The organism is Ruegeria sp. AH7 (genome assembly GCF_056541325.1).
The window spans coordinates 1-25,637 of the sequence record NZ_JBQFYF010000003.1 but is presented as its reverse complement, the minus strand read 5'-3'; the positions used below and the strand labels follow the sequence as shown (position 1 = coordinate 25,637).

The following is a 25,637-nucleotide window of genomic DNA, read 5'->3' as shown; positions in this document are numbered from 1 at the left end:
TCTGGTATCAACCGGAGATTTGTCGTGTCACGCACACCCTCTTCACCACAGAATGTAGATACACCAAAGGGGTTGGTGCTTGCGGTTACGGCTTATGTTCTTTGGGGTTTCCTGCCGCTTTACATGAAAGCGATGGATCATATTGGTCCGGTCGAAGTGGTTGCGCATCGTGTGATCTGGTCGGTGCCGGTTGCGGGCCTGTTGTTGATCCTTCTGGGGCGTACTGGGGATCTGAAAGCAGCCCTTGGTAATCCTAAGATGCTGGGGATGGCGGCGGTCACGGCTGCGCTGATTTCAGTGAACTGGGCGATTTACGTTTGGGCGATTTCAACCGGGCATGCGCTGGACGCCGCGCTGGGGTACTATATCAATCCGCTGTTCAGCATCGCTCTGGGCGCGATATTGCTGCGCGAGCCACTGACCCGTACGCAGCTCGTTGCGGTTGGTCTGGCCGCGCTGGGTGTTCTGGTTTTGGTGTTCGAAGCCGGGCGGCTGCCTTGGGCCGCATTGGGTTTGATGGTCAGCTGGGGCTTTTATGCCTTTTTCAAACGCTCTCTGCCCATTGGTCCCAATCAGGGGTTTCTGCTAGAAGTGCTTATCCTGCTGATCCCAGCGCTGGCTTATGTGACATTGCTGGGTGTGCAAGGCACTGGCCATTTCGGAGTTGTTGCGTCTGACACTCTGCTCTTGTCTTGCGCAGGTATTGTGACCGCTGTGCCTCTGTTGGTCTACGCCAACGGGGCCAAGCTGGTGCGACTATCGACAATGGGTATTCTGCAATACATCGCGCCCACAATGATTTTCATCACTGCGATCACATTGTTCGGAGAGCAGATTGATCGTGGCCGGATGATTGCGTTTCCGTTGATCTGGGCGGCACTGATTGTCTATTCGATTCCGATGATCCGACAGGCACGAAGTCAGGTTTGAAGCAAAAGTTTCGCTGCGCTTTCAGCCCAGATCGCATAGGTCTTGGGGCTGGGATGATAGCCGTCGGGTGCGACCAGGGCGTGATCGTCAGGTAGATCCAGTTTCAGATGGCTGAGTTCGGGATGCGCAGCTGCCACTCGTTGCAAACCCTGGTCCAGTCGCGCGGATTGCTGGCCCAGAACCCATGCCAGAGGCTGCGGCAGAGCAGGAAACCGGTTCATTTGGGGGACGGCTGTAACCACGACTCGACATGCGCCAAACTTCTGCGTCAGCAGGGTCGCCAATTGGGTCTGGCGTTCGATGAAACGTTTTAGCGTGACACCACGGGTCACATCATTCACCCCTAGTGCAGTGACAACAGCGTCATATGTGCCGCCTAGCTGCGACAGCCTGTTCAGCGTGTCCTGAGTTGTATGCCCGGTGGTGGCCTCTAGCCGCCATTCGACCGCGTGACGCTTGGACAGGTGATGCAGCAAATGGCCGGAAAGGGCCTGATCTTGCCTGCCTGCGCCGACGCCTGCGGCAGAACTGTCACCTGTGATCAACAGGCGCAGCCGGGGCCCACGACCGATTTGCCCCTGGCGCGGGCCAGCGGGTTCCGGCAGCATTTGAACTCTGCGGCGCACCGCCAGACCCTGTAGTGCAAGAACCGGGGCCAATGGCACGCGGACGATCTGATCGGAGGCAATCGGGACTGGCATGTCAGCTGAGTGCGGATTTGAAGTCCAGAAAGCGCGGATCGCGGGTGACGCGGGCCATCATCGCCTCGCGCAGGGCGCCGATGGTTTTGTAGGGGCGCATGACAACCTCGAATTCCTGTATCAGGCCGTCATCGTTCAGCGTGATCAGATCCACGCCAACCGCGTCCAGATCGCCGACCTTGCATTGAAATTCCAATGCCCAATCGCAGCCACTGCCCATGATCCGTCGATATCGAAAGTCGGAAAATACCTGCCCCACGTGGCCCAGAACAGCCGCGACGGGCTCTCGTCCTGTCCATGTGCTGAAATAGGTCGGGGGCATAAAGCGGACGTCTTCGGCCAAAAGCGGGCGGATCTGCGCGTCATCACCTTTGGCGACAACCTGTTGCATGTGTTCGATTGTTGTATGCATGGCCTCTCTCCCTTGCTGGGTCCAAGGGTTCACGAACACCCTGTGGCACGCAAGGACGACGTTGCGGTAGGGTGCGCCCTGCGTTAGGCAGGCGCGCATGACCGAGGCCTATGATCCCCCAAATACACCGCTGGATGTGCTGCATGAAGATGCGCAGTTGATCGTGGTCAACAAACCTTCGGGGCTGCTGTCGGTTCCGGGCAAGGGTGATCATCTGGCGGATTGTTTGTTGACCCGTGTGCAGGCTGCGTTTCCGCAGGCCTTGCTGGTGCATCGGCTGGATCGGGACACCTCGGGCATTATGGTGTTCGCCCAGACCCCTCATGCGCAACGGCATCTGAGCATGCAGTTCGAGAAACGTCAGACGCGAAAAACCTATGTTGCGCGCGTTTGGGGGCGGGTCAAAGATAAAACTGGAACCGTTGATCTGCCGCTGATCGTCGACTGGCCCAACCGCCCGCGTCAGATGGTATGTCATGAGACCGGCAAACCAGCCGTGACCGACTGGCGGGTCGTGAAACATGAGGGTGACAGCACCCGTATGCGCCTGTTTCCCAAGACCGGGCGGTCACACCAGCTGCGAGTTCATATGCTGGCGATGGGCCACCCGATATTGGGTGACCCGTTTTATGCCGAAGGCCCTGCGCGCGATTTCCCGCGCCTGATGTTGCACTCCGAAGAACTGCGTCTGAAAAACCCCGAAGGCGGGGTTTCCATGAAATTCAGGGCACCGGCGGATTTCTGAATTCAGGCTGTATTGGTCCACAGCATTTTCAGATTACCCAATGAGAAACGGCGCCTACGCTTTCTTGTTCTGGCTTGGCAAGGCAGTCTTGCCTCTGCAAGTTCACGTTCAATCTCAAAGGCGCGCAACGTGTGGTCCTGTGACCAGCGGCCAAGTTTCAGGGTCATCATGACGTGGTTGTCGAGATAGGGCATGCCATCACTCCTTTTTAGGGACTGTTCCAGCTTCGCCCATCACTCCTGACACCCCCTTGTCAGTGGGGCGTGCTAGTGTGTCAGTAGCGTTGAGGGAGAAAAAATGCGCCGTTCGACCCGATTGTTCGAAATCATCCAGATATTGCGTGCGGCTGACGCGCCGGTCACGGCCGAAGCATTGGCGGCCAAGCTCGAAGTCTCGGCGCGCACAGTTTACCGCGATATCGCGGCACTGCAGGCGCAGCGCATCCCCATCGAAGGAGAGGCGGGGATCGGGTATCTGATGCGCCGGGGGTATGATCTGCCGCCGCTGAATTTCGATGCGGAAGAGGTTGAGGCCCTTTGGGTGGGGCTGTCGCTTTTGGCGCGCACCGGCGACAGTGAGTTGCAGGAAGCCGCCCGCCGAATCTGCCGCAAGATTGACGCGCTGCACGACACGCCACGGCGTTGGCTGCAAGTGTCGACCTGGGGAACGCCGCCGGATGATCCGGCCAAAGGCTGCGTGCCGGTTGCCAACTATCGAGAGGCCATTCGCAGCGAACAGAAAATCCGCATCACCTATGTGAATGGGGCAGAGGAACGCACCATTCGCGTCGTCCGCCCCGTCGCGTTGATCTACCATATCGAATGCACGATACTGGCCGCCTGGTGCGAGCTGCGCAGTGGGTTTCGTCATTTTCGAACGGATCGTATCTGGGCCAGTGAAAGCATAGACGAGAGCTTTTGCGGGCAGGGCGAATCCCTCCGTACTCTCTGGCAGGAACAGACCCGTTGGGACAGCCATGTTGAAACCGCCTGATCGGAGGGTTTGGGCAGGTATTCGCCGACTTCACCGCATTGTTGCTTGAGCCTTTACCTAGTCCCCATGATATAACGGGCTGAACAAGGCAAACCCGAACAAACCGGGGGCCGGAGCAGAAGGTGATATCATGACGATTTCCAAGTTTTTTGTGGCAACTGGGCTGGGCTCGGCCCTGGCGCTGGCAGCATGTACCGATCCGGGTACGTTGAATGCGCCCGGTGATCCTAACCAGAATGCCAAACAAGGTGCGCTTATTGGCGGTCTGGTCGGGGCAGGGGTCGGGGCCATTGCCAATGACTCGGACCCGTTACTGGGCGCGTTGGCGGGCGGTGCAATTGGTGCGGCGGGTGGCGGCCTGATCGGCAATCAGCTTGACCGTCAGGCAGCCGAACTGCGCCAGCAGCTGGCCAACGATGGCATCACAATTGTGAATGCCGGGGATCGCCTGATCGTAACCGTGCCAAACGACATTACCTTTGACACTGACAGCGCCACTGTGCGCCCGGCCTTGCGCTCGGACCTGGTGAAGGTCGGTCAGAACCTTGTGAACTACCCGAACTCGAATGTGCAGATCATCGGCCATACCGATAGCGATGGCGATGCCGCGTACAATCAGGGCCTCTCGGTCCGTCGTGCGAATGCGGTCGCGGACATTCTGCAAGCCAACGGCGTCGGCTTCAACCGCATCACAACCATCGGGCAGGGTGAAAACAATCCTGTTGCGTCGAACCTGACACCGGCGGGCAAAGCGCAGAACCGCCGGGTTGAAATCGTGATCGTTCCCAGCGGAAACGCCTGATCGCGCAGGGCCTGTGCACGGAATGGGGTTTGGATCGCGCTTGTCCCGGTCTAACTATGGGGAAACAACGAAACGGAGTTTCCCCTGATGTCCAAACCGATCCTACTGGGCCTGTCTGGGTCCCTGCGCCAAAGCGCAACCAACCGCAAATTGCTGCGTGAGGCTGCTCGGCTTTTTGATCCCGCCGAGTTTGTCGAGGCCGACCTGAACCTGCCGCTTTATGATGGCGATCTTGAGGAAGGCGAGGGTATTCCTGCCGTTGTTCAAACACTGCGGGCTCAGATCGAGCAGGCAGATGCGGTGATCATCTCGACCCCGGAATACAACAAGGGTCCCTCTGGTGTTCTGAAAAATGCGCTGGACTGGGTCAGCCGGACCGAAGGCAACCCATGGGCCGACAAGCCTGTTGCGGTTATGTCGGCCGCTGCGGGTCGTGCAGGGGGTGAACGGGCCCAGATGATCCTGCGGGCCTATATGGTCCCGTTCCAGCCGCTGATTTTGCAGGGCCCGGAAATCCACCTGGCCAACAGCTCGAACGAGTTTGATGACCAGGGCAGGCTGACCAGTGCGCGCTATGAGCAGACGCTGGGGACCTTGATGCAGAAGCTGCGGAACCTGAGCGCATAGAGCCGGGTCAAAGCGAGGCTTCGGGCCGGAAATCGTCCGGGACCGTATCACGCCCATCCAGCATCAGGTCGGCCATGACCTCGGCAATTTTCGGGGCCATGCCGAAACCGATCTTGAATCCGCCATTGGCGATGAACTGACCTTTGTGCAGAGGGTGTTCGCCCAGCATCGGCGCGCGGCTTTTGCTGCGAGGGCGGACACCCGCCCAACGCTCGATGACCTCGGCCCCGTGCAGCAGCGGAACCGCCTGCATCGCACGCTCGATCACATCGTCCAGCGCGCTGTCGGTGCTGGCGGGATCGTCATAGTCGCGTTCCGAGGTCGAGCCGATGGCCAGCGTCCCGTCGGCATGGGGAACGATATGGATCGCATCTGCAAACAGTTGCGGTACCGCGCCCGCATCAAACCGCAATAGCGCCGCCTGACCTTTCACGCCATTGCCGACAGTTTTGCCGTAGGCTTCGTTTAGCTCTTTCAGACCGGCCAGTCCGGTGGCGTGTACAACCCGACCTGCATCGGGTGCGTCAGTGACCACCTTTACCCCCATAAGCGCCAAAGCCGCGACCAGTGCAGCACAGGCGCGGCGCGGGTGCATCCGGGCGGTTAGCGTGTCATGGATGACGCAGCCGGTCGGGCTGGGCGGGCACCATGATCCGGCCTCGGCCACCTCGATTACCCGCCATTCGGCACGGCCTTGCCACAGCTCTTGCGCGGTGTGTTCACGCGCGCGCGCCAGATCGAGGCTGCGCGGGTCGGCAATCGGCTGGATGCGACCTAAACGCCCGTACCCGGCAGAGACACCGCCGACGGCCTCGACCTGAGCCCAGAACGGTTCGGCCATGATCAGGCTGTCGAACTGAAAGGCCTTCTTGGCGTTCCAGTTTTCAGGCACATGCGGGGCCAAAGCGCCGACCAGACCGCCGCTGGAGCCAGCGCCCGGCCCAAAGGGGTCGATGATGCGCACCTTCGCGCCGCGCTGCGCGCAGGTCCAGGCGATCGACAAGCCGAAAATCCCGGCGCCTTTGACGGTCACATCGACCATTGCCAAACTCCTTTTCCTTGTTCAGTGTCGCGCCGCTTAGCTACAGGATTCCCCGATGGCAGACCAGCGCGCCGAGGTCACGTGGACCGAGGATCAGATACCCGTCTCGGATCGCTTCGACGACCCTTACTACTCGTTGCAAAACGGGGTTGAGGAGACGCGGCATGTTTTTCTTGAGGGCAACGACCTGACTGCGCGATTTGCCCCCGGTTTTCACATTGCAGAGCTGGGCTTCGGCACCGGGCTGAATATGCTCACCGCGTGGTCTGCATGGGAACAGGTTGGCCAAACGACCCCGCTGCAGTTCACCAGCTTCGAAGCCTTTCCAATGGATACGGCGGATATGCGGCGCGCTTTGGCTGCATTCCCTGAATTGGCGCCATGGGTGGATCGATTTCTGGAGAAGTGGACAGGGAAACAGTGCGTTCTCGATACGCTGGCGCTAACTGTCATCGAAGGCGACGCACGCCAGACATTACAGAATTGGCAGGGGCAGGCAGATGCTTGGTTCCTGGACGGGTTCTCACCCGCCAAGAACCCCCAGCTTTGGGGTGCAGACCTGATGCAGCAGGTCGCAGATCACACGGTTCAAGGGGGTACGGCGGCCACCTATACCGCCGCCGGTTTCGTGCGGCGCGGATTGGAAGAGGCGGGATTCCAAGTGACCAGAACCCCCGGCTATGGCCGCAAACGCCATATGACACGGGCGGTCAAAGCATGACGCAGCAGAACAACACGCGTGCGGGTGTTGCGTTGATGATTGGCGCGACAATCGTCTTTGCCTTGCAGGACGGAATCTCTCGCCATCTGGCCGAGTCCTATAATACGTACATGGTTGTGATGATCCGCTATTGGTTCTTCGCTGCCTTCGTGATTGCCTTGGCTGCGCGCGCGCCCGGAGGATTGAGAGCAACGACACGAACCAACCAACTCGGATTGCAGATCTTTCGGGGCGTCTTGCTGGCGGCTGAAATCTGCGTTGCCGTATTCAGCTTTACCATTCTGGGTCTGATCGACAGCATGGCAGTTTTTATCTGCTATCCGCTGCTTGTTGCGGCACTGAGCGGCCCGGTGTTGGGCGAACGGGTCGGATGGCGTAGGTGGACGGCGATTGGTGTGGGCTGCGTTGGTGTTCTGATCATCCTGCAGCCGGGGGTCGGAGTCTTTAATCCTTGGGCCATCATTCCGTTGATCTCAGCCCTGATGTTCGCGCTTTACGGCTTGCTGACCCGCTATGCCGCGCGTCAGGACAGCACGGCCACAAGCTTTTTCTGGACCGGCGTGTCCGGTGCGGTCGCCATGACATTTGTTGGCATGTGGTTCTGGGAACCCATGGCCCAAGGCGATTGGGGCTGGATGGCGGTGTTGTGCGTCAGCGGGGCGCTTGGGCATTGGCTGCTGATCAAGTGCTATGAGATGGCCGAGGCAAGCGCCGTTCAACCCTTTGCCTATTTCCACCTGGTCTGGAGCGCGATCCTGGGCATTTCGGTCTTTGGTGAAGTACTGCGCCCCGAGGTGGTTGTCGGGGCGGCAGTTGTTGTGGCCGCGGGCCTTTTCACCCTATGGCGCGAACGCAGCCAGGGTTGAGCCGGTCAACTCCTGCGAAAAGGGGATTGGCAGGGCTGGTTGGCCCAGACGCGCGCGGTAAACCGGAAGGCTTTCTGCCACGCGCATCACATAGTTGCGGGTTTCGCTAAAGGGGATGGTCTCGATCCAATCGACCACATCAACCTGCCCCCGGCGCGGGTCGCCATAGCGTTCCATCCAAGAAATGGGCCGCCGTGGCCCCGCATTGTAGCCGGCCGCCATCATGACTACGTTGCCGTTGAAATCAGCTGCCAGCCCTGACAGGTAGTTGGCCCCGAGCTTGGCGTTATACTGCCAGTCTGAGGTCAAGCGTCCGGTCTGATGACCGCTGAGGATACCTAGCTCCTGCGCCACCAGTTTTGCCGTGGCTGGCATCACCTGCATCAGACCGCGCGCGCCTGCACCGCTGATCACAACCGGATCAAACTCGCTTTCGCGTCGTGCGATCGCCAGTGTCATTTCCTTCGCCATGGGCAGGCCCATATCGGCCACAGGGTGCACCGGATAGTAGGCCGCAGGGAGAACCGTTCCGGCGGTGGCTGCCCGTTTGGCAATCATGACCGCCAGATGCGGTTCGTTCAGCTCAATCGCGAGATCGCCCAGCTGTGCTGCCTGCACCGGATCGAGACTTTCGACCAGATGTGTCAGAAACCGCTCGGACAGATTATCCTCGCCCGCTTTCAACAGCAGCAGCCCGGCCTCCAGAACGCTGGAATTGGTGAAATCGGCCTGCCGCCAATGCGGCGCACGGCGGGGTGTCGCCAGTTCCGGATCAAACGGGCGTCCGATCTGTTCGGCTGCCAATAGCCCATAGAACGAGGTCTGATTGTCCGCCCCGATGGCATAAGCCTCATAGGCCTTTTCCGCCTCACCTTGTGCGGCATAGGCGCGGCCCAGCCAATATCCCCCGCGACCTTTAGAGATCGGGGATTGCACCGCGTCCGAGAAATTCTGGAAATGACGCACAGCCGTGGCCGGATCGTTCAGCCTGCGCAAAGCCAGGAATCCGGACAACCATTCCAGATCAGCATAGGCATAGCCCATTTCGGGCGTCATATGGTGGGTCGAGGCAACCCTATAGGCTCGCGCCGGTCGGCCTTGCCGCATTTCCAGCCTTGCGAGCCTACGCCGTCCTTCGCCCCATTTGTCAGGCTCGCCCAAGGCTTCGGGGCTGGTAGATCGGGCCAGCATCAGATCAACAGCACTTTCGTCCAGCTCTTTCTTATCGCGCCAAACGAAACGGTCGAAGGCAAGGCCGGGGGCATCCGCGACCGATTTAGGAACAGCCGCCACCTTGGTATCGACCCCCGGCTGGCGTTTTTGCAACGCGATCCGCGCCTCGGCCAGTTTGCGATCATCCGCGCCCACCAGTGGTAACATCTGGGATGCACTCACCAGATGGCCATCCCATAACATCCGGTCCAACCGCGCTGCGTGATGGGGTTTCAGCAGCTTGCCAAAATTCTCGACGTAGTCTTTCTGTAACCCCGCGCCCATGGGCATAGTGCGCCACGCTGTGACGATATCCGCCTGTGCCTCACCCTGTTGTCCTTTTGCCATCAGAGCAATGGCATAGTTCAACGCACCCTCCGCCGTTTGCGGCGGCGTATCCGCGTAGAATTTCAAGACGCGATCTGGGTCTGCGCCGGTAAAAGACGGCTCGCTTTTGCGACGCAGCCAGGCCAGCCCGGGCCAGTCCGGACGGCGATCCAGAAACACCAGCACATCGCCTGAGCTGCCAAAGCCCTGCCGCAACCATTCCCACACGATGATATCGCGCGACACCGATCCGCGCTGCCCTGAGACGCGCAGTGCCTCGTTCCAGTCACCCTTGCGCATCTCGCTTAACCCGGCACGCAAATCGGCAGCGGCATCCGCCCGCACGGCCTGTGGCGATAAAGCGGAATACAGAATCACGGCCATCATCAGGCCCAGAACGCGTGTCATGCCTTGCATTTCCCAACCAACCAAGGATAGAGCCTGTGAGGATAAACCTTGCGCCGCCGGGATCAACTCACAAAGCCTAAATCGTGATGGCCCGCGGTGCAAAAAACACGGAAACTGCACCTTAAGGAGCGTGTCATGTTCAAAGGCTCTATGCCCGCCCTCGTCACCCCGTTCACAAACGGCGCGTTGGACTTGGATACGCTCAAACACCTGCTCGAATGGCAGATCGAAGCTGGCTCGACCGGGCTGGTCCCCGTGGGCACCACAGGGGAAAGCCCGACCCTCAGCCATGATGAACATGAGACGGTTGTGGAAGAGGTGGTCAAAGCCGCCGCAGGTCGCGTGCCGGTGATTGCCGGTGCCGGATCGAACAACACCGTTGAAGCAGTACGCTTTGTTCAGTTTGCCAAGAAGGTCGGCGCGGATGCAGCACTTGTCGTGACGCCCTACTATAACAAGCCGACTCAGCGTGGGTTGTTCGAACACTTTGCCGCGTTGCACGACTGTGCCGACATTCCGATCATCATCTACAACATCCCTGGTCGCTCGATCATCGACATGACGCCCGCCACTATGGGTGAGCTAGCCAAGCTGCCGCGTATTGTCGGGGTAAAAGACGCAACCGGCGATTTGGCGCGGGTCAGCCAACAGCGTGCAAGCTGCAGCGCTGACTTCTGCCAACTGTCAGGTGAAGATGCGACGGCTTTGGGCTTCAACGCCCATGGCGGTGTCGGGTGTATCTCGGTCACGGCCAATGTGGCCCCGAAACTCTGCGCTGAATTCCAGCAAGCGACATTGTCAGGCGACTATGCCAAGGCATTGGCCTATCAGGATCGGTTGATGCCCTTGCACGAGGCCCTTTTTATCGAGCCCGGCCTTGTAGGTGCTAAATACGCGCTTAGCAGATTGGGCCGCTGCAGCGCTGAGGTGCGCCTGCCGCTGACCACATTGGAAGACAGCACCAAAGCCGCCATTGACGCAGCTATGGCCCATGCCGGTCTGATCTGAGCCTAAGCAAGTCCAAGTAAAAAGGGCGGCCTCGATCCCCGAGCGCCGCCCTTTCCATTTCAGCCCGGATCCAAACTTCATCTGGCCCCCCTACCTATCGCTTGCCATAGTACAATCCGACCACATGCTCGGCTTGGGCAAAGAACAACCAGCGCGACGTGGCAACGCCCGCCAGATGTGAGATCACGGCCAGCAGCGCAAAAAGGTGCTTTAATGCCAAACCTCCGACCGGTAGAATCAGCAGAAGCAGAGGTAAGACAAAGCCCAGCGCAAACGCGATCATCCGCAGCTTTTGTGCATGTTTACGCCCCACCACATGGACGAATTCCCGCAGCAGGTAGTTGGTGCCTGTATGCGGTGGCTCAAACGCACGCACGGTTCCGCGCGTACCCAATCCGGTTGCGGTGCCCAGATCGGTTCCGGAGTTTGCGAGCGCGCTGTCACCTTGATGCCAGTACAGAATCTGGACCAACGCAGCGATCAACAGCAATGGTATGGCGATAGACGTCTGGCCAGCCAGCAGCGCCCCCCCAGCCAAGCTAAAGCTCAGGAACATCGCCGGTGTCAGCTTCAAGTTCCAGCGTGGGATCGTCTTGAGCTGTGTGTAGATCATTGATGTCGTAAACACCGTCGCAAGCGAAAACAGCGCGCCCAGCAACCCGAGTGCGCCCCAATGCTGCCCAAGAAACACAGCGCCGATGGCATAGAACCCCATAACGATCAGGGCGATAACCGCGCACCAACCTTCCCGGCTGAGCCAGCTTGAGCGCCATTGCGTGAAGGCTTTCATCGCGCGTTCCGGGTGGCCAAGGTGAAAGGTCGACGCCATCAGGCCGCCGACGGCCAAGGCATAGGCGATCGCAAAGAACACAAACGCAACCCAGCCAGTGACTTCGGGCATGCCAAGACCCAGAAAGACAAGCAGACCAAAGCCCAGACCTGACAAGGTGGTAAAGATGATGACGGAAGGGGCCGGATGCATCAGAGCTTCTCCAGTGTTTTGTCGAGCCAGCCGAGGAACCCCTTGGGCTCTTCCGCGATGGGGGCCAGGAGCGGGGCGAGAATATCGATCTGCTCCTCGATCTGATCTTTGGGTCGGGGTGGCAGGTATTTGTTAACCGGTTTGGTGCCCATTTCTGGCATCAGGTCCATGCCGTCTCGCTCGGCCACCAGTTTGCTGACATCGCTGTCCGGATCGCCGAGGTCGCCGAAATGGCGGGCACCGGCCGGGCAGGTGCGCACACATGAAGGCACGCGGTCTACCTCGGGCAGGTTTTCGTTGTAGATGCGATCAACGCAGAGGGTGCATTTCTTCATCACCCCTTCGGCCATGTCCATCTCGCGCGCGCCATAAGGGCAGGACCAGGCGCACAAGCCGCAGCCGATGCAATCGCTTTCATTGACCAATACGATCCCGTCTTCGACTCGCTTATAGCTCGCTCCGGTGGGGCAGACGGTGACGCAGGGTGCGTCCTCGCAATGCAGGCAGGATTTTGGGAAATGGATCAGCTGAGCTGTACCTTGTTCCGGTTGCACCTCGTAAGAATGCACACGATTCAGGAAGGTGCCGGACGGGTCGGCCCCATAGGCGTCCTGATCCGACAGGGGCGCGCCGTAATTTTCGGTGTTCCAACCTTTGCAGGAAATCACGCAGGCGTGGCAGCCCACACAGGTATCCAGGTCGATGACCAGACCCATCTTGCGTTCGGTGGATTTGGGGAGCTGGGTCATGCCTGCCTTGCCTCCGCTTTGGTAGTGAGGGTGGGCTGGGGTTCTGCACCAGACCCCGGGATATTTTTAGCCAGATGAAGAATGGATCGGGTCATTTTCCAACCTTCCATGCGATATCCTTTGGACCGGTGCCAACCGGGGATTGAATCGAGGCGAATTCGGGTTGGCTTTCTGAGTCTGATGGTGGGTCGGCCTTTTCGATTTTGACCTTGAGGTCGAACCAGGCGGCTTGTCCTGTTACAGGGTCAGAGTTGGCCCATCGCATACCGTCTCCCTTTGGCGGCAGGAGTTCGTGGATCAGGTGGTTCAACAGAAAGCCTTTGGTGGCTTCGGGGGCGTCGTCCTGTAGGGCCCAGGCGCCCTTGCGTTTGCCGATGGCGTTCCAGGTCCAGACGGTGTTGTCGTTGAGCGCGGCCATCTCCATGACTGGCACCGTGATTTCCCCGTGTGGAGAGCTGACTTTGGCCCAGTCGCCATCCTGCAGCCCATGTTCGCGCATCAGTTTGGTTGGAACATAAAGCGGGTTGCGCCCGTGCAGTTGCCGCAGCCACGCGTTCTGGGTGCCCCAGCTGTGATACATCGCCATCGGGCGTTGGGTCAGAGCGTTGATGGTGTAGCCTTCGTTACCTTGCTGGTCGGTTTCATACCAGATCGGCAGCGGGTCCATCATGTCTTTGATCCGCTCGCGCAGGTGATCCGGCGGCTGGCGATCTCCGTGCCCTTCGGCGGCAAGTTGGAACTTGCGCATTGGTTCAGAGTACAATTGGAACAAGTAAGGTTGTGGGCTGTCATAAAGGCCCATGCCCACGGCCCAATCCTGATAGGCCGCGTTCCATGGTTTGTAGTAATCGGCCCCTTCGGGGATATGAGCCACGTAGAAACCACCGTTTTCGATATAGCGGTTCAGCTGGTCGGGATTGACTTCTCCACGTCCTTCCTTGTCGCCATCTTCGCCCCGGAATCCCGCCAATGGGCCGATGCCGGGCTTGCGCTGGTGATTTACGATATAGTCTGCGTAGTCTTTCCACTTGGGCGTGCCGTCTTCATTGGTAAAGCCCGGCAGGCTCATCCGGTTGGCCAGTTCGATCAGTACGGATTGGAAGCCGCGCACATCGCGGTCAGGCTCGATCACCGGCCAGCGGATCGCATCGGCAGCGGCGTCCGCTTCGCAGATTGGACGATCCAGCAGAGAGATACAATCGTGCCGTTCCAGATAGGTTGTGTCAGGCAGGATCAGGTCGGCATAGGCCACCATTTCCGAAGAATAGGCATCGGAATAGATGATGTTCGGGATGACATATTTGCCGTCTTCTGTCTTGGCCGTGAGCATCTCCATCACACCTTTGGTGTTCATGGAGGAGTTCCACGACATATTCGCCATGTACATGAACAGCGTGTCGATCTTGTAGGGATCACCCGCGGCGGCATTTGAGATTACCATATGCATCAGCCCGTGGGCCGACATCGGATTTTCCCAGGTAAAGGCCTTGTCGATACGCTGGGGAGTGCCGCACTCGTCAAGCAGTAGGTCTTCGGGACCACGCGGGAAGCCCAGATGCGGGCCTTCCAGCGGGCGGCCCGGGCGACGGTCGCCATGCGGGGTTGGATGCGCCTCAACCGGTTTGGGGTAGGGCGGTTTGAAACGAAAGCCGCCGGGGACCTCGACCGTACCAAGCAGGATCTGCAGCACATGCAGAGCGCGACAGGTCTGGAACCCGTTTGCATGGGCGGAAATCCCGCGCATGGCGTGGAAGCTGACGGGCCGACCTGTCATCTTGGAATGTGTTTCGCCCCTGAAGTCGGTCCATTCATGATCCAGCTCGATCGCCTCATCAAAGGCGACGCGGGCAATTTCAGCGGCAATTGCGCGGATGCGTTTGGCTGGGATGCCACAGCGGTCGGCCACGGCCTCGGGGGCGTGATCGTCTCTGAGGTACTTTTCTGCCATCAGGTGGAAGACCGGGCGATGCGTGATGCCATCCTTTTCGTACGTGGCGGACAGATCAGGGCGAACGCCTGGTTTGTCAAAGGCGGTAGGCTTGCCGGTCACGCGGTCAATCACCAGCGGTTTGCCATCGTCATCGCGTAGGAACAGGCCCTTCTCGGGACCCTCGGTGGCATTCACCAGAACTGGTGCGTTGGTATACCGGCTCAGATAGTCCAGATCGATCTTGCCCGCCTTCATCAGCACATGGATCAGCGACAGGATGAACAGACCGTCTGTGCCGGGCGTGATTCCGACCCAATCGTCAGCCACGGCGTTATAGCCGGAGCGGATCGGGTTCACCCCGATCACCCGCGCGCCGCGCGCCTTGATTTTGCCGATGCCCATCTTGATCGGGTTGCTGTCATGATCCTCGGCCACGCCAAACAGCATGAACAGCTTGGTGTGGTCCCAGTCAGGCTGGCCAAACTCCCAGAAGGCGCCGCCCATTGTGTAGATCCCACCAGCGGCCATATTGACCGAGCAGAAGCCACCATGGGCGGCATAGTTGGGTGTGCCGAAATTCTGTGCCCAGAAGCTGGTGAAGCTTTGGCTCTGGTCGCGTCCGGTGAAGAAGGCCAGCTTTTGCGGAGCCGTCTCGTGCAATTCATTCAGCCAGCCGACGGCGGTGCTGATTGCCTCATCCCATTCGATCTCGCGGAACTCCCCGGACCCGCGCGGACCGACCCGGCGCAAAGGCTTGCGCAGGCGCGATGGCGCGTTGACTTGCATGATCCCGGCCGAGCCCTTGGCGCAGAGTACTCCTTTGTTCACCGGATGATCGCGGTTGCCTTCTATGTAAGCAACCTTGCCGTCCTTCATGTGCACGTTGATGCCGCAGCGACAAGCGCACATGTAACAGGTGGTCTTGCGGATCTCGTCCGATACTTTTGGTGATGTATCAAGGATCGGCTGCTGATGGGTCATTGGCGGGTCCTGTTGGTTGGCTCAGGAGGACTTTGTCACTTTCCTCATGCTTTGAGAATATTGTTCTGCGAACGATGTTTAGTCTGGGTCTATGTTCTGTTTGCCTGCAGCGCGGTCACGGCGATCATCTGTGTTACATCTTCGGCGCTGCAGCCGCGGGACAGGTCATTGGCGGGTTTTGCTAACCCTTGCAAGACCGGGCCAATCGCGCTGTAGCCGCCCAGCCTTTGGGTGATCTTGTAGCTGATATTGCCCGCGTCGAGATTGGGGAAGATCATCACATTGGCCTGACCTGCCACAGATGATCCGGGGGATTTGCGATCCGCGACCGATGGCACAAAGGCTGCGTCGAATTGCAGCTCTCCATCAACGTCCAAGTCAGGAGCAGCACGGCGCAGTATGTCCGTACCCGCAACCACCTTATCGACATCCGAATGTCGGGCGCTGCCTTTGGTCGAAAAGCTGAGCATCGCAACCTTGGGGTCAACCTGCAGCAAGGTGCGTGCTGATGCAGCCGAGGCGATTGCGATTTTGCTCAGCTCGTCCGAGGTTGGATTAATGAGCAGCGCACAATCTGAATAAATCATTGTGCGCGCACCGGGTTGTGCGTTTTCGGGCGGGTACATCAGAAAGAAAGACGACACCATTCCGGCGTCAGGGGCCATGCCGATTACATGAATGGCCGCGCGGACGATGTCTCCGGTTGTGTGAACAGCACCGCCAACCGTACCGTTGGCCCGGCCAGTGCGTACCAGCATCGCCGCATAGACAGAGGGGGTTTTGACAGCCGCCTGCGCCTTCGTAAGGTCGACACCTTTGTGCTGGCGCAGCTCAAGATAGGTTTGGGCAAATTCCTCGGACAAGTCCGAGGTTGCAGGGTCGTGAACCGCGATACCGGTTGACGGAGCAGCGCCGTGGTCTTGCAACGCGGCTTCAACGTCGGCCCTAGGTCCAACCAGAATGATATCGGCCAGATCGGCCTGATGGGCGGCCAGCGCCCCCGCAACAACGCGGGGATCACTGCCTTCGCAGAGGGAAATCACAGGTCGGGTCGCCGGGACGTTCTGACGCAAAAGCTCGATGGGCGTTAGGGTCATACGTTCCGGCTCCGATCCGTGTCTGGCTTACTGTGCAGCCATGTCGCTGGCATCGATACCGGCAACTGCAACAGGCTTCTTCATCGCGTCGCGGCGGAAGGGCTCACCCAGTTCCTGGTTGATCATGGCTTCGATCAGGGTTGTGATGCCGTTCTTCTGATCCTCGATGGCCTGGTTCAGGGCGGCGGTCAGTTCGTCCTGCGTGCGGGCGACCACACCTTTCAGACCACAGGCCTGTGCAATACCGGCGTAAGACACTTGCGTGTCCAGTTCTGTGCCGACGAAGTTGTCGTCAAACCATAGGGTCGAATTCCGCTTTTCCGCACCCCACTGGTAGTTGCGGAAAACGATCTGAGTTACGGCGGGCCATTCCGAGCGGCCGATGGCCGTAAGTTCGTTCACCGCGATGCCAAAGGCACCGTCACCGGCAAAGCCAACAACGGGCACATCCGGTTGACCGATCTTAGCGCCGACGATGGCGGGCAGACCGTAACCACAGGGGCCGAACAGACCCGGTGCCAAATACTTGCGACCCTCGTCGAAATCTGGATAGGCATTGCCGATGGCGCAGTTGTTACCGATGTCGGAAGAGATGATTGCTTCGCGCGGAAGGGCCTGCTGGATCGCACGCCACGCCATGCGGGGGCTCATCCAATCCGGCTTTGCAGCACGGGCGCGCTCGTTCCAGGTGGTGCCTGGATCGTCATCTTCGTGATCCATGCTGGACAGTTGTTGCGCCCAAGTGGATTTCTTCTGGGCGATGTTCGCCTTGCGCGCGTCGCGGCCTTCGTCACCGGCGGTGTCGGACAGTTGCGCCAGTATCCCCTTGGCCACTTTGGCTGCATCACCCACGATGCCGACGCTGACTTTCTTGGTCAGGCCGATGCGGTCCGGGTTGATGTCGACCTGAATGATCTTGGCGTTTGCTGGCCAGTATTCCATGCCGTAACCGGGCAGGGTCGAGAACGGGTTCAAGCGTGTACCAAGGGCCAGAACAACGTCTGCGTCCTTGATCAGCTCCATCCCGGCCTTTGAGCCGTTATAGCCCAGCGGACCCGCAAACAGAGGGTGCTTGCCGGGGAAGGCGTCATTGTGCTGGTAGCCGACGCAAACCGGCGCATCCAGACGCTCGGCCAATGCCATCGAGGCGTCGATCCCGCCTTCGGACAGAACGACGCCCGCGCCGTTCAGGATAACCGGGTTCTTGGCGTTTGACAGAATCTCAGCCGCTTTCGCCACCGAGTTTTCACCACCCGGGCTGCGTTCGAATTCGATGGGCTCGGGGATTTCGATGTCGACGACCTGGGTCCAGAAGTCGCGCGGAATGTTCAGCTGCGCCGGACCAGACAGACGCTTGGCCTGGCTGATGACGCGGGTCAGAACTTCGGCAACGCGGGACGGATCGCGGACTTCTTCCTGATAGGCGACCATGTCTTCGAACAGTTTCATCTGCTCGACTTCCTGGAAACCACCCTGACCGATGGTCTTGTTTGCCGCCTGAGGGGTGACCAGCAGCAGCGGGGTATGGTTCCAATAGGCGGTTTTGACGGCGGTGACGAAGTTTGTGATGCCGGGGCCGTTCTGGGCGATCATCATCGACATCTTGCCAGTGGCGCGGGTGTAGCCATCCGCCATCATGCCAGCGCTTCCTTCATGGGCACAGTCCCAGAACATGATCCCGGCTTTGGGGAACAAATCCGAGATCGGCATCATGGCCGAGCCGATGATCCCAAACGCATGTTCGATCCCATGCATCTGCAGGACCTTAACAAAAGCTTCTTCTGTGGTCATTTTCATGTGACTGATCTCCGGGCAGGTGAGGAATGGCCGGGCACGCTACCCCGCCGTTGCTATTGGTTTTGACCCATAGGGCAGGGTGGCGTTAGGTCCAGAACGCGACGCGGACTAGGTCCAGTCTGCTATCAGCTGGCCCGGATCGCATCGGCGATCAGCTTTACCCCAGGCTCGATCCGATCTTGGGGAATGGAAGAATACCCGAGCCGGTAATAGTTCTGTGGCTGCTCTGGCCCCGAGAAGAAGGGCAGGCCGGGTTCGATATGTACGCTTTGTGCCTGCAGCTTTTGCGCAAGCCGGGTTGCGTCGACATTCTCGGGTGCTGACATCCAAAGGGATGATCCGCCCATGATGCCCCGCCCGGCAACGGTCAACCCATGGTGTTCGACGGCCTTGTCGAGCGTTTCCCGCCGATCTGCCAGTGCTTTGGACATGCGCCTGATCTGAGCGTCGTAGTGGCCCAGCGACAGGAAATAGGCCGCCGTCCGCTGGATATGTCCCGGCGGATGACGCAACACCATGGATCGCAGGGCGCGTGCTTCACGAATGAAGGGCTCGGACCCGACCATGTACCCCAATCGCAATCCGGGAAAGAGAGATTTTGAGAAGCTACCCACATAGATTACGCGCCCATCCCGATCCATCGACTTCAGTGCCGGAGAGGGCGCGCCCAGAAAGGCCATCTCGAACTCGTAGTCATCTTCAACCACCATGGCGTCCAATTCGCGCGCACGTTCCAGCAGCTTGTGCCTGCGCGCAATGGGCATGGTCGCGGTGGTCGGGCTTTGATGACTGGGGGTGGTGAAGATCACATCGGTGTTTTTGGGCAACTGATCTGGGGGCAGGCCGTCCCGGTCGACGGGAAGCGCCGTAATATCGCAATCCCAATGGTCTAGCAGGTTGCGCAGCGAGTAATAGCATGGGTCTTCGATCACTGCGGTGCGATGGTGGGTAAGCAACACGCGTGAGGCTAGCCACAGCGCGTTTTGCGCACCCATGGTGATCAGAATCTCTTCGGGCCGGGCAGCAATGCCACGGCGGGGCAGGGTGTGGCGGGCAATGAACTCCACCAACAGTGGATCATCCTGATCCACGTAGTCGGCGGTTAACGAGGCGAAGTCCTTATGCCCAAGCGCGCGAACAGCACAGAGCCGCCAGTTGGCGTGATCGAATAAGGTTCGGTCGGCCTGCCCGTAAATGAATGGATAGCGGTAGTCGCGCCAATCGGCGGGCTTGGACAACAAATCCCCGCCTGAAAACCGACGGGCCAAGGCGCTGTTCCAATCAATGGTTTCTTCGTTGCGCTGAACAGGCGTATACTTTGGCGGCACCGGCGCATTCTCGGACACGTAGTATCCGGATCGGCCTTTCGCAGTCAGGTAGTCATTAGCCAGCAGTTCAGTATAGGCCAGCGTCACGGTGATGCGGCTGACACCCAGATGTGCGGCCAGTTTCCGGGACGATGGCAGTTTCTCTCCGACATGGAACCGACCTGACAGAATGCCTTCGGCGATCATCTGTTGGATCTGTGCTTGCAGGGTGCCTTGTCCATTGAGCTCAAGGAAGAATGTGTCGATCGAGATGGCCATAGGCGCTTATAGGCTGGACCTAAGGTTAGGGCAATCTGGACTTACTTTATTTGCTGAAATTTCTGGCAATGGATTGACGGGCAGCTCGAATCAAACTAAATAACTAGAAAATTAGTTTAATGGAGAAATAAGATGTGGGAAACCGCAGCGGCGGGATTCTCGGCCATGGGGTCCGAGGCCCGGCTACAGGTTCTAAAAACGCTCGTTCGCGCGGGTGAGACCGGTTTGACCGTCGGTGAAATCCAGGCTCGCACCGGGATCGCACCGTCAACCTTGGCGCATCACCTGCGGTTTCTGGCTGCCGGAGGCGTCGTTGAACAGGAAAAGATCGGGCGCAGTACGATCAACCGCGCCTGCTTTGACGAGTTGCGAAATCTGGCGCAATTCATTCTCAGTGAATGCTGCGTCGATGAGGTAGGAAAGGCCGCGAACGATGGCTGAATTAACGCAAAATCCGAAACTGTCATCCAAGGCCGTGCTTGACCTGATCAAAACGCCCTGGGCGCTCATCGTTGCAATTCTGACGCTCGTGGCGATCCTGGACCCGGGTAACTGGGGCGAGGTCGTGACCTTTGCGGCCAAAGCGCTTGCGCATACCGGTCAATACATCCTGTTCGCCGTTTTGTTGCTCTCGTATCTCAAGGCTACAGGGGCCGAAGTTATGGTGGCGCGGGCCTTTGAAGGGCGCGAAACACGGATGATCTTTCTGGCGGCCCTGTTCGGTGGTCTAGCGCCGTTTTGTTCCTGTGAGGTTATTCCGTTTATCGCCGGTCTGTTGGCTTTGGGTGCACCGCTGTCAGCGGTGATGGCGTTCTGGCTCAGTTCACCGCTGATCGACCCGCCGACTCTGTTGATCACCGCAGGCGCGCTGGGCTGGCCCTTTGCTATTGGTAAGGCTGTAGCCGCCGTTGCACTGGGCCTGTTCGGCGGGTTTGCGGTCCGCTTTCTGATGCGCAGCGGGGCGTTCGCCCAGCCGTTGCGGGAATACAAACCAGCGGGATGCTGCGGCTGCGAGCCTAAGATGGATGACAAGCCGGTCTGGAAATTCTGGCAGGAACCCGAACGACGTCAGCGTTTCCGCGCCGAGTTTCTGCACAATGGCATCTTCCTGCTGAAATGGTTGGCTTTGGCCTACGTACTTGAGGCGCTGCTGGTCAGCTACGTACCTGCAGACTTGATCGCCCGCGTTGTTGGAGGCGAAGGTGTGTTGCCCATCGTAATCGCGGCAATGGTTGGAATGCCTGCCTACCTGAACTCCTATGTCGCGCCGCCGCTTTTGGCCGGTTTGATGGAACAAGGTATGACTGCCGGCGCTGCGATGTCGTTCATGGTCGCAGGTGCAGTGAGTTCGATCCCTGCGATGGCGGCGGTCTGGTCGCTGGTGAAGCCGCGTGTTTTCGCCACCTATCTGAGCCTCGGCGTTGGCGGCGCGATCGTCGCCGGCATCGTGTTCCAGACGCTCTAAAGGGAACCGCCCGGCTCCATGGCCGGGCGGTTTCAATTCCATTCAGATCAGCTTGCGTCGCAGAACTTTGGCAGTTTGAAGCGATATCTGGGCTCTCCGCTGTCCACATAGATGCGCTTTTCGATGCAGGCGCTGGTTCCAACTGTTTGGGACACGGGTGCCTCGGTCGAGGTGATCGAGGCTGCGGTACCATCCGGCAGCCGGACCGATGCGATCACGCCATTCCTTAGATCACCATTGATCGCAGTGGCGGACAGGACGGGGACGGTCATGAACGAATGATGCTCGTGCTCGCCATCTCCGCCCAGTAGGAACAGAGTGGATACGATTGCGATCATCCCTACGCCCGCAGCCAGACCCAGGCCCCAAGTCCTGAGGAACGCATAAATCGAAACGGCGCGGTGTGGGCCAAAAATGGCGGAAAGTACGCTAAGCATAAGGCTTCCGTTGGAAAGGCCCCGGCCTGTTTAGGCCGAGGCGGCAAACACATCAGGGGCGCTGATCGTCCTCTTCTTCTTCGTCCCCGCTGCCTTTGGGCAGGTTGAAGAAGCTGTCAGCATCTACGATCGGATCGCTGTCGTCTGCCTCACCTTCCGGTTCGTCTGACAGAGAGAAGGTCTCCAGACCCTCAATCGCCGTCGGGATTTTCGGCGCAGCGTCCATTTCCAGCGACTGCTCGGTCGAAACCAGCTTGCGGCGCTCGTCATCGCTCATCACGCCGCCTTCGGCCGCCTTCTTCGCGGCCGCCTTCTGAACCACGGCGTCCAGCTCGGACTGTTTGCACAGGCCCAGGGCAACCGGGTCGATAGGCTGCATGTTGGAGATATTCCAATGCGTGCGCTCGCGGATCGACTGGATGGTCGGCTTGGTGGTGCCAACCAGCTTGGCGATCTGTCCATCAGTGAGTTCGGGGTGGAACTTGACCAGCCACAGGATCGAGTTCGGACGGTCCTGACGCTTGGACAGCGGGGTGTAGCGCGGGCCGCGGCGCTTTTCCTCGCCCGTGGCCGACGGGTTGAACTTGAGCTTCAGCTTGTGCAGCGGGTTGTTCTGTGCCGCGTCGATCTCTTCTTGGGTCAACTGGTTGTTGGCAATCGGATCGAAGCCTTTCACACCAGTGGCCACATCACCATCGGCGATGCCCTGCACTTCCAACTCGTGCATCCCTACGAAATCCGCGATCTGCTTGAAGCTGATCGTGGTGTTGTCCACCAGCCATACGGCGGTAGCCTTGGCCATAAGCGGTTTTGCCATCAGCCCGTCTCCTATACATACATCTGTCCCGTCGCCGGAATTCGGCGGCCCCGGGATTTTGGGGCAGGTTTCCGTTGTCGGGGAACTTGGCCCGTATATAGTCGCGCCAGTGCAAGAAGGAAAGAGGCGAATGCGCCAAGGGATTCTGGGCTTTGTTTTCGCGCTGCTGGGCGCTGCTGCGGCGCAGGCCGAGGGCGAGAAGGCGGGCGAATTTGACTATTATGTCCTCTCGCTCAGCTGGTCGCCCAACTGGTGCGCCCGCGAAGGGGACGCACGTGGGTCGGATCAATGCGATGCGCGGCATGATCATGGCTGGATCTTGCACGGACTCTGGCCGCAGTTTCATCAAGGCTGGCCGTCTTACTGCCGCACGCCCGAGGCCCCGCCGTCGCGCAGCATGACCCGCGCGATGGAGGATATTCAGGGCAGTTCGGGTCTGGCCTGGCATCAGTGGAAAAAACATGGCACCTGTTCGGGCCTGTCAGCAAGAGCCTATTTCGCCCTGTCGCGCGAGGCTTATGACCGTGTTGAACGCCCCAGTGTTTTTCGCCAACTGGACGCAACCGTGAAACTGCCCGCCGCAGTGGTCGAAGAGGCTTTTCTAAAGGACAATCCCGGACTAGAGCGCGACATGATCACCGTCACCTGCAAACGGGGGTATATCGAAGAGGTCCGCCTATGCCTGTCCCGAAACCTGGATCCGGTCCCGTGTGGACGGGATGTGATCCGCGATTGTGCGGCCAAAGACGCGCTGCTTGATCCGATTCGCTAAAGCTCTTTGTTTTGGCACTCGCGCGCATATTCCAGCGCTCTGGCTGTGCCTGTCAGATCAATCGCCATGACCGGCTGACCTCCGGGGTTGAAAACGGTCATAGTTTTGTTCTGTGCAATCGCTGTCACGAAGTCGCGGTCCGTGAAGAACACCGTCGCCCCCGGCACGCGGTCCTGTTTGAACCCGATGGCTGTGGCATCAAAGCTCTTGCCGTCCAGCTCGAACCGGATCGGATAGCTCTGCCCCGGCTCAATCTCGCCCCAGGCCTTGTTGAACACAGTGAAATACCCGCGATTGTCTAGCGCGTCATAACCCAGCCGAACGACCGAGAGGTCCTGATAAACTGTTTGGATGAGGCACCCATTCCCAAGCGCTGGGTCCATCATGACGTTCCAGCCTTCGACAAAGCCTTTGTCGACAAGGTCTTGGGCGAGGACAGCGGTGGCGGTGAAGGCGGCTAGGGTGAGGGCTAAAAGGCGGGTCATGGGACCATCAGTGATTTCCAGTGTTCATGTGCAATCTGGCATAGGTGATTTGTACAACAAAGACTATTTTGGCTTACGGTTTCATCTTCTTTCAAAAAAGGTATTTGATCTATCTTTTCCGTGGCCTAGTAGATGCAGATCCACATTAACGGTCGGAAGCTTGAGATGGAAACCAAAAGCGTTTTGGAGCAAACAAACCGAGTCTCGCAAATGATGCGTGAAAGGTGGGATGCACTAGTTTTTGTTGAAGCCGAAGACGGTGGTTTTGCGACCGGGCACATGCCTAGCGAGGCTCCTAATGCTTATCTATGCCGGTGTTACGCGGGTCTGTCTGAAGAAGGGCTTGTGTGTGCTGAGGAGGAAAGCGGGCGATACCTGCCTGAGCCGTATAAGGACTTATTGAGAGTGTTTAATGGCGCACAGATTATGAGTATTTCATTGTTGGGTGCTACGATGGGAATAAATCCCCGAAGTTAGCCGACTTCCAGGTGACACCAAGGATTGGGAGCGTCTGGCGAAGCAGGCTGAGGATTCAAGAAGTCCCGAGATAGGAATACTGGATCGCTTGAAAAATGTGTTTTTTCGTCAATAAAGCCGACAACTACAACTCTTTCCTCGCCCTCAACGCTGCCGTGATTGTCCCGTCATCAAGATAATCCAGCTCACCCCCAATCGGCACACCCTGTGCCAGTGAAGTCAGGCGGACCTGACCCTCTAGCTGATCCGCAATGTAGTGAGCGGTGGTCTGCCCATCGACAGTAGCATTCAGGGCCAGAATGACCTCGGTGACCTCTTCGGCCACAACGCGGTCTTTCAACCTCGGAATGCGCAATTCGTCCGGACCAACACCGTCCAGAGCAGACAATGTACCGCCTAGAACATGGTAGCGGCCCTTGAAGACACCTGCGCGCTCCATCGCCCAGAGGTCCGAGACATCTTCAACCACGCAGAGCTCTCCGGTCGCGCGGGCCTCGTCATTGCAGATGTCACAGATATCGGTGGTGCCGACATTGCCGCAGTTCAGGCATTCGCGGGCGGTGGCAGCGACCTGTTGCATCGTGTCCGCCAAGGGCGTCAGCAACAGGGCGCGTTTGCGGATCAGGTGCAGCACGGCGCGACGAGCCGAACGCGGGCCGAGGCCCGGCAGCTTGGCCATCAGGTCGATCAGATTGTCGATGTCGCTGTTTGAGCTCACGGCCTGTCCTGTCTGTCGCCGGAGGACGCCTCTGGCGAGTGTATTTGCGAAATGACCGAGATCAGAACGGCAGTTTGATGTCAGCGGGCAGGCCCATGCTTTCGGTCAACTTGGCCATTTCCGCCTGAGAGCGTTCGGTGGCTTTGGTCTGGGCGTCCTTGATGGCGGCCAGAATCAGGTCTTCGACCACTTCCTTGTCGTCGCCGTTGAAGATCGACGGATCGATATCCAACCCCTTGAGTTCGCCTTTGGCTGTGGCCGTTGCTTTGACCAGTCCAGCGCCGGATTCGCCGACCACCATGATGGTGTTCAGTTCTTCCTGCATATCGGTCATCTTGGTCTGCAAATCCTGTGCGGATTTCATCATCTTGGCCATATCGCCCAGACCGCCTAGTCCTTTGAGCATCCGAATTCTCCTGAATCTGTGTTTGTTGACTAAATACGGAGGGTGCTCTTGTGGCACAAGGGGCAGTCGTGCTCCCGCCCGTCGTCAAGGTCTTTGGCAAGACCTTTCCTCCCGTTGGGCCCGGCAGCGCGAGCAAAGCTCGCG

27 protein-coding genes are annotated in these 25,637 nt (G+C 58.9%); 11 read left to right on the top strand and 16 right to left on the bottom strand.

The window, feature by feature from the left end; genetic code table 11:
- Nucleotides 1–24 precede the first annotated feature (24 nt).
- Nucleotides 25–930, top strand: a complete 906-nt coding sequence (gene rarD, locus ACR0JX_RS08330) for an EamA family transporter RarD (protein WP_480543060.1) — start codon at nt 25–27, stop codon at nt 928–930.
- Here rarD and ACR0JX_RS08325 read toward each other — a convergent pair.
- Nucleotides 921–1,631 carry an SGNH/GDSL hydrolase family protein gene (locus ACR0JX_RS08325; RefSeq protein WP_480543058.1) on the bottom strand — a complete coding sequence of 237 codons (711 nt, stop codon included), beginning with the start codon at nt 1,629–1,631 and terminating at the stop codon, nt 921–923. The two genes, rarD and ACR0JX_RS08325, sit on opposite strands and share 10 nt — an antisense overlap.
- Nucleotide 1,632: 1 nt before the next feature.
- On the bottom strand, nt 1,633–2,043 hold the full coding sequence (locus ACR0JX_RS08320) for a nuclear transport factor 2 family protein (protein WP_480543056.1): 411 nt from the start codon (nt 2,041–2,043) through the stop codon (nt 1,633–1,635).
- A gap of 97 nt (nt 2,044–2,140) precedes the next feature.
- Here ACR0JX_RS08320 and ACR0JX_RS08315 point away from each other — a divergent pair, with 97 nt between their 5' ends.
- Nucleotides 2,141–2,788 carry an RluA family pseudouridine synthase gene (locus ACR0JX_RS08315; protein WP_480543054.1) on the top strand — a complete coding sequence of 216 codons (648 nt, stop codon included), beginning with the start codon at nt 2,141–2,143 and terminating at the stop codon, nt 2,786–2,788.
- Between the two features lie 2 nt (nt 2,789–2,790).
- Here ACR0JX_RS08315 and ACR0JX_RS08310 read toward each other — a convergent pair whose 3' ends face one another.
- A complete protein-coding gene (locus ACR0JX_RS08310) occupies nt 2,791–2,982 on the bottom strand; it encodes a hypothetical protein (RefSeq protein ID WP_480543052.1) in 192 nt (63 codons plus the stop codon).
- Between the two features lie 103 nt (nt 2,983–3,085).
- Between ACR0JX_RS08310 and ACR0JX_RS08305 the strand changes: the two genes are divergently transcribed.
- The 3 genes from ACR0JX_RS08305 (at nt 3,086) to ACR0JX_RS08295 (ending at nt 5,210) form a co-directional block, all read left to right on the top strand.
- Nucleotides 3,086–3,781 (top strand): helix-turn-helix transcriptional regulator, encoded by a 696-nt coding sequence (locus ACR0JX_RS08305; RefSeq protein WP_480543050.1) that lies wholly within the window; start codon nt 3,086–3,088, stop codon nt 3,779–3,781.
- Between the two features lie 130 nt (nt 3,782–3,911).
- A complete protein-coding gene (locus ACR0JX_RS08300) occupies nt 3,912–4,583 on the top strand; it encodes a YiaD family glycine zipper/OmpA-like lipoprotein (RefSeq protein ID WP_480543048.1) in 672 nt (223 codons plus the stop codon).
- A gap of 87 nt (nt 4,584–4,670) precedes the next feature.
- Nucleotides 4,671–5,210, top strand: a complete 540-nt coding sequence (locus ACR0JX_RS08295) for an NADPH-dependent FMN reductase (protein ID WP_170533307.1) — start codon at nt 4,671–4,673, stop codon at nt 5,208–5,210.
- Between the two features lie 7 nt (nt 5,211–5,217).
- Here the strand turns inward: ACR0JX_RS08295 and ACR0JX_RS08290 are convergent, their stop codons facing one another.
- Nucleotides 5,218–6,252, bottom strand: coding sequence for an NAD(P)/FAD-dependent oxidoreductase (locus ACR0JX_RS08290; RefSeq protein ID WP_480543046.1), 1,035 nt, complete (start codon nt 6,250–6,252; stop codon nt 5,218–5,220).
- A 55-nt stretch (nt 6,253–6,307) separates the two neighbouring features.
- Between ACR0JX_RS08290 and mnmC2 the strand changes: the two genes are divergently transcribed.
- On the top strand, nt 6,308–6,973 hold the full coding sequence (mnmC2, locus tag ACR0JX_RS08285; RefSeq protein ID WP_480543044.1) for a tRNA (5-methylaminomethyl-2-thiouridine)(34)-methyltransferase MnmC2: 666 nt from the start codon (nt 6,308–6,310) through the stop codon (nt 6,971–6,973).
- Entirely contained in the window at nt 6,970–7,839 is an 870-nt protein-coding gene (locus ACR0JX_RS08280; protein WP_480543042.1) for a DMT family transporter, read from the top strand. Before mnmC2 ends, ACR0JX_RS08280 begins: the two co-directional genes overlap by 4 nt.
- On the opposite strand, the gene ACR0JX_RS08275 is transcribed toward ACR0JX_RS08280, so the two are convergent.
- Nucleotides 7,813–9,786: a lytic transglycosylase domain-containing protein gene (locus tag ACR0JX_RS08275; protein WP_480543041.1), complete on the bottom strand. Its 1,974-nt coding sequence runs from the start codon at nt 9,784–9,786 to the stop codon at nt 7,813–7,815. The two genes, ACR0JX_RS08280 and ACR0JX_RS08275, sit on opposite strands and share 27 nt — an antisense overlap.
- A 135-nt stretch (nt 9,787–9,921) precedes the next feature.
- Here ACR0JX_RS08275 and dapA point away from each other — a divergent pair, with 135 nt between their 5' ends.
- Nucleotides 9,922–10,794: a 4-hydroxy-tetrahydrodipicolinate synthase gene (gene dapA, locus ACR0JX_RS08270; RefSeq protein WP_480543039.1), complete on the top strand. Its 873-nt coding sequence runs from the start codon at nt 9,922–9,924 to the stop codon at nt 10,792–10,794.
- A gap of 94 nt (nt 10,795–10,888) precedes the next feature.
- On the opposite strand, the gene ACR0JX_RS08265 is transcribed toward dapA, so the two are convergent.
- From ACR0JX_RS08265 to pdxR, 6 genes are all read right to left on the bottom strand, one after another.
- Nucleotides 10,889–11,776, bottom strand: coding sequence for a dimethyl sulfoxide reductase anchor subunit family protein (locus ACR0JX_RS08265; protein ID WP_480543038.1), 888 nt, complete (start codon nt 11,774–11,776; stop codon nt 10,889–10,891).
- Complete coding sequence (locus ACR0JX_RS08260; RefSeq protein ID WP_480543036.1) at nt 11,776–12,525, bottom strand: 4Fe-4S dicluster domain-containing protein; 750 nt, start codon at nt 12,523–12,525, stop codon at nt 11,776–11,778. The genes ACR0JX_RS08265 and ACR0JX_RS08260 overlap by 1 nt, the downstream gene beginning before the upstream one ends.
- A gap of 91 nt (nt 12,526–12,616) precedes the next feature.
- A complete protein-coding gene (locus ACR0JX_RS08255) occupies nt 12,617–15,436 on the bottom strand; it encodes a molybdopterin oxidoreductase family protein (protein WP_480543034.1) in 2,820 nt (939 codons plus the stop codon).
- 89 nt (nt 15,437–15,525) lie between these two features.
- Entirely contained in the window at nt 15,526–16,533 is a 1,008-nt protein-coding gene (pta, locus tag ACR0JX_RS08250) for a phosphate acetyltransferase (protein WP_480543032.1), read from the bottom strand.
- 27 nt (nt 16,534–16,560) lie between these two features.
- A complete protein-coding gene (gene xsc, locus ACR0JX_RS08245) occupies nt 16,561–18,330 on the bottom strand; it encodes a sulfoacetaldehyde acetyltransferase (protein ID WP_480543030.1) in 1,770 nt (589 codons plus the stop codon).
- 125 nt (nt 18,331–18,455) lie between these two features.
- Nucleotides 18,456–19,916: a MocR-like pyridoxine biosynthesis transcription factor PdxR gene (pdxR, locus tag ACR0JX_RS08240; protein WP_480543028.1), complete on the bottom strand. Its 1,461-nt coding sequence runs from the start codon at nt 19,914–19,916 to the stop codon at nt 18,456–18,458.
- Between the two features lie 132 nt (nt 19,917–20,048).
- On the opposite strand from pdxR, the gene ACR0JX_RS08235 reads away from it, so the two are divergent.
- Together ACR0JX_RS08235 and ACR0JX_RS08230 are read left to right on the top strand one after the other, a co-directional pair.
- A complete protein-coding gene (locus tag ACR0JX_RS08235) occupies nt 20,049–20,357 on the top strand; it encodes an ArsR/SmtB family transcription factor (RefSeq protein WP_480543026.1) in 309 nt (102 codons plus the stop codon).
- Nucleotides 20,350–21,381 (top strand): permease, encoded by a 1,032-nt coding sequence (locus ACR0JX_RS08230; RefSeq protein WP_480543024.1) that lies wholly within the window; start codon nt 20,350–20,352, stop codon nt 21,379–21,381. The genes ACR0JX_RS08235 and ACR0JX_RS08230 overlap by 8 nt, the downstream gene beginning before the upstream one ends.
- Nucleotides 21,382–21,428: 47 nt before the next feature.
- On the opposite strand, the gene ACR0JX_RS08225 is transcribed toward ACR0JX_RS08230, so the two are convergent.
- A complete protein-coding gene (locus ACR0JX_RS08225; RefSeq protein WP_480543022.1) occupies nt 21,429–21,818 on the bottom strand; it encodes a hypothetical protein in 390 nt (129 codons plus the stop codon).
- Between the two features lie 52 nt (nt 21,819–21,870).
- A complete protein-coding gene (locus ACR0JX_RS08220; RefSeq protein ID WP_480543020.1) occupies nt 21,871–22,635 on the bottom strand; it encodes a DUF1013 domain-containing protein in 765 nt (254 codons plus the stop codon).
- 130 nt (nt 22,636–22,765) lie between these two features.
- On the opposite strand from ACR0JX_RS08220, the gene ACR0JX_RS08215 reads away from it, so the two are divergent.
- Nucleotides 22,766–23,407: a ribonuclease T2 family protein gene (locus ACR0JX_RS08215; protein ID WP_480543018.1), complete on the top strand. Its 642-nt coding sequence runs from the start codon at nt 22,766–22,768 to the stop codon at nt 23,405–23,407.
- Here ACR0JX_RS08215 and ACR0JX_RS08210 read toward each other — a convergent pair.
- The 3 genes from ACR0JX_RS08210 to ACR0JX_RS08200 form a co-directional block, all read right to left on the bottom strand.
- The gene (locus ACR0JX_RS08210) at nt 23,404–23,892 is read right to left on the bottom strand and encodes a hypothetical protein (RefSeq protein WP_480543016.1); all 489 of its coding nucleotides are present in this window, start codon (nt 23,890–23,892) and stop codon (nt 23,404–23,406) included. The two genes, ACR0JX_RS08215 and ACR0JX_RS08210, sit on opposite strands and share 4 nt — an antisense overlap.
- Before the next feature lie 601 nt (nt 23,893–24,493).
- On the bottom strand, nt 24,494–25,087 hold the full coding sequence (gene recR / locus ACR0JX_RS08205) for a recombination mediator RecR (protein ID WP_480543014.1): 594 nt from the start codon (nt 25,085–25,087) through the stop codon (nt 24,494–24,496).
- Nucleotides 25,088–25,148: 61 nt separating this feature from the next.
- On the bottom strand, nt 25,149–25,493 hold the full coding sequence (locus ACR0JX_RS08200) for a YbaB/EbfC family nucleoid-associated protein (protein WP_353009142.1): 345 nt from the start codon (nt 25,491–25,493) through the stop codon (nt 25,149–25,151).
- Nucleotides 25,494–25,637 lie beyond the last annotated feature (144 nt).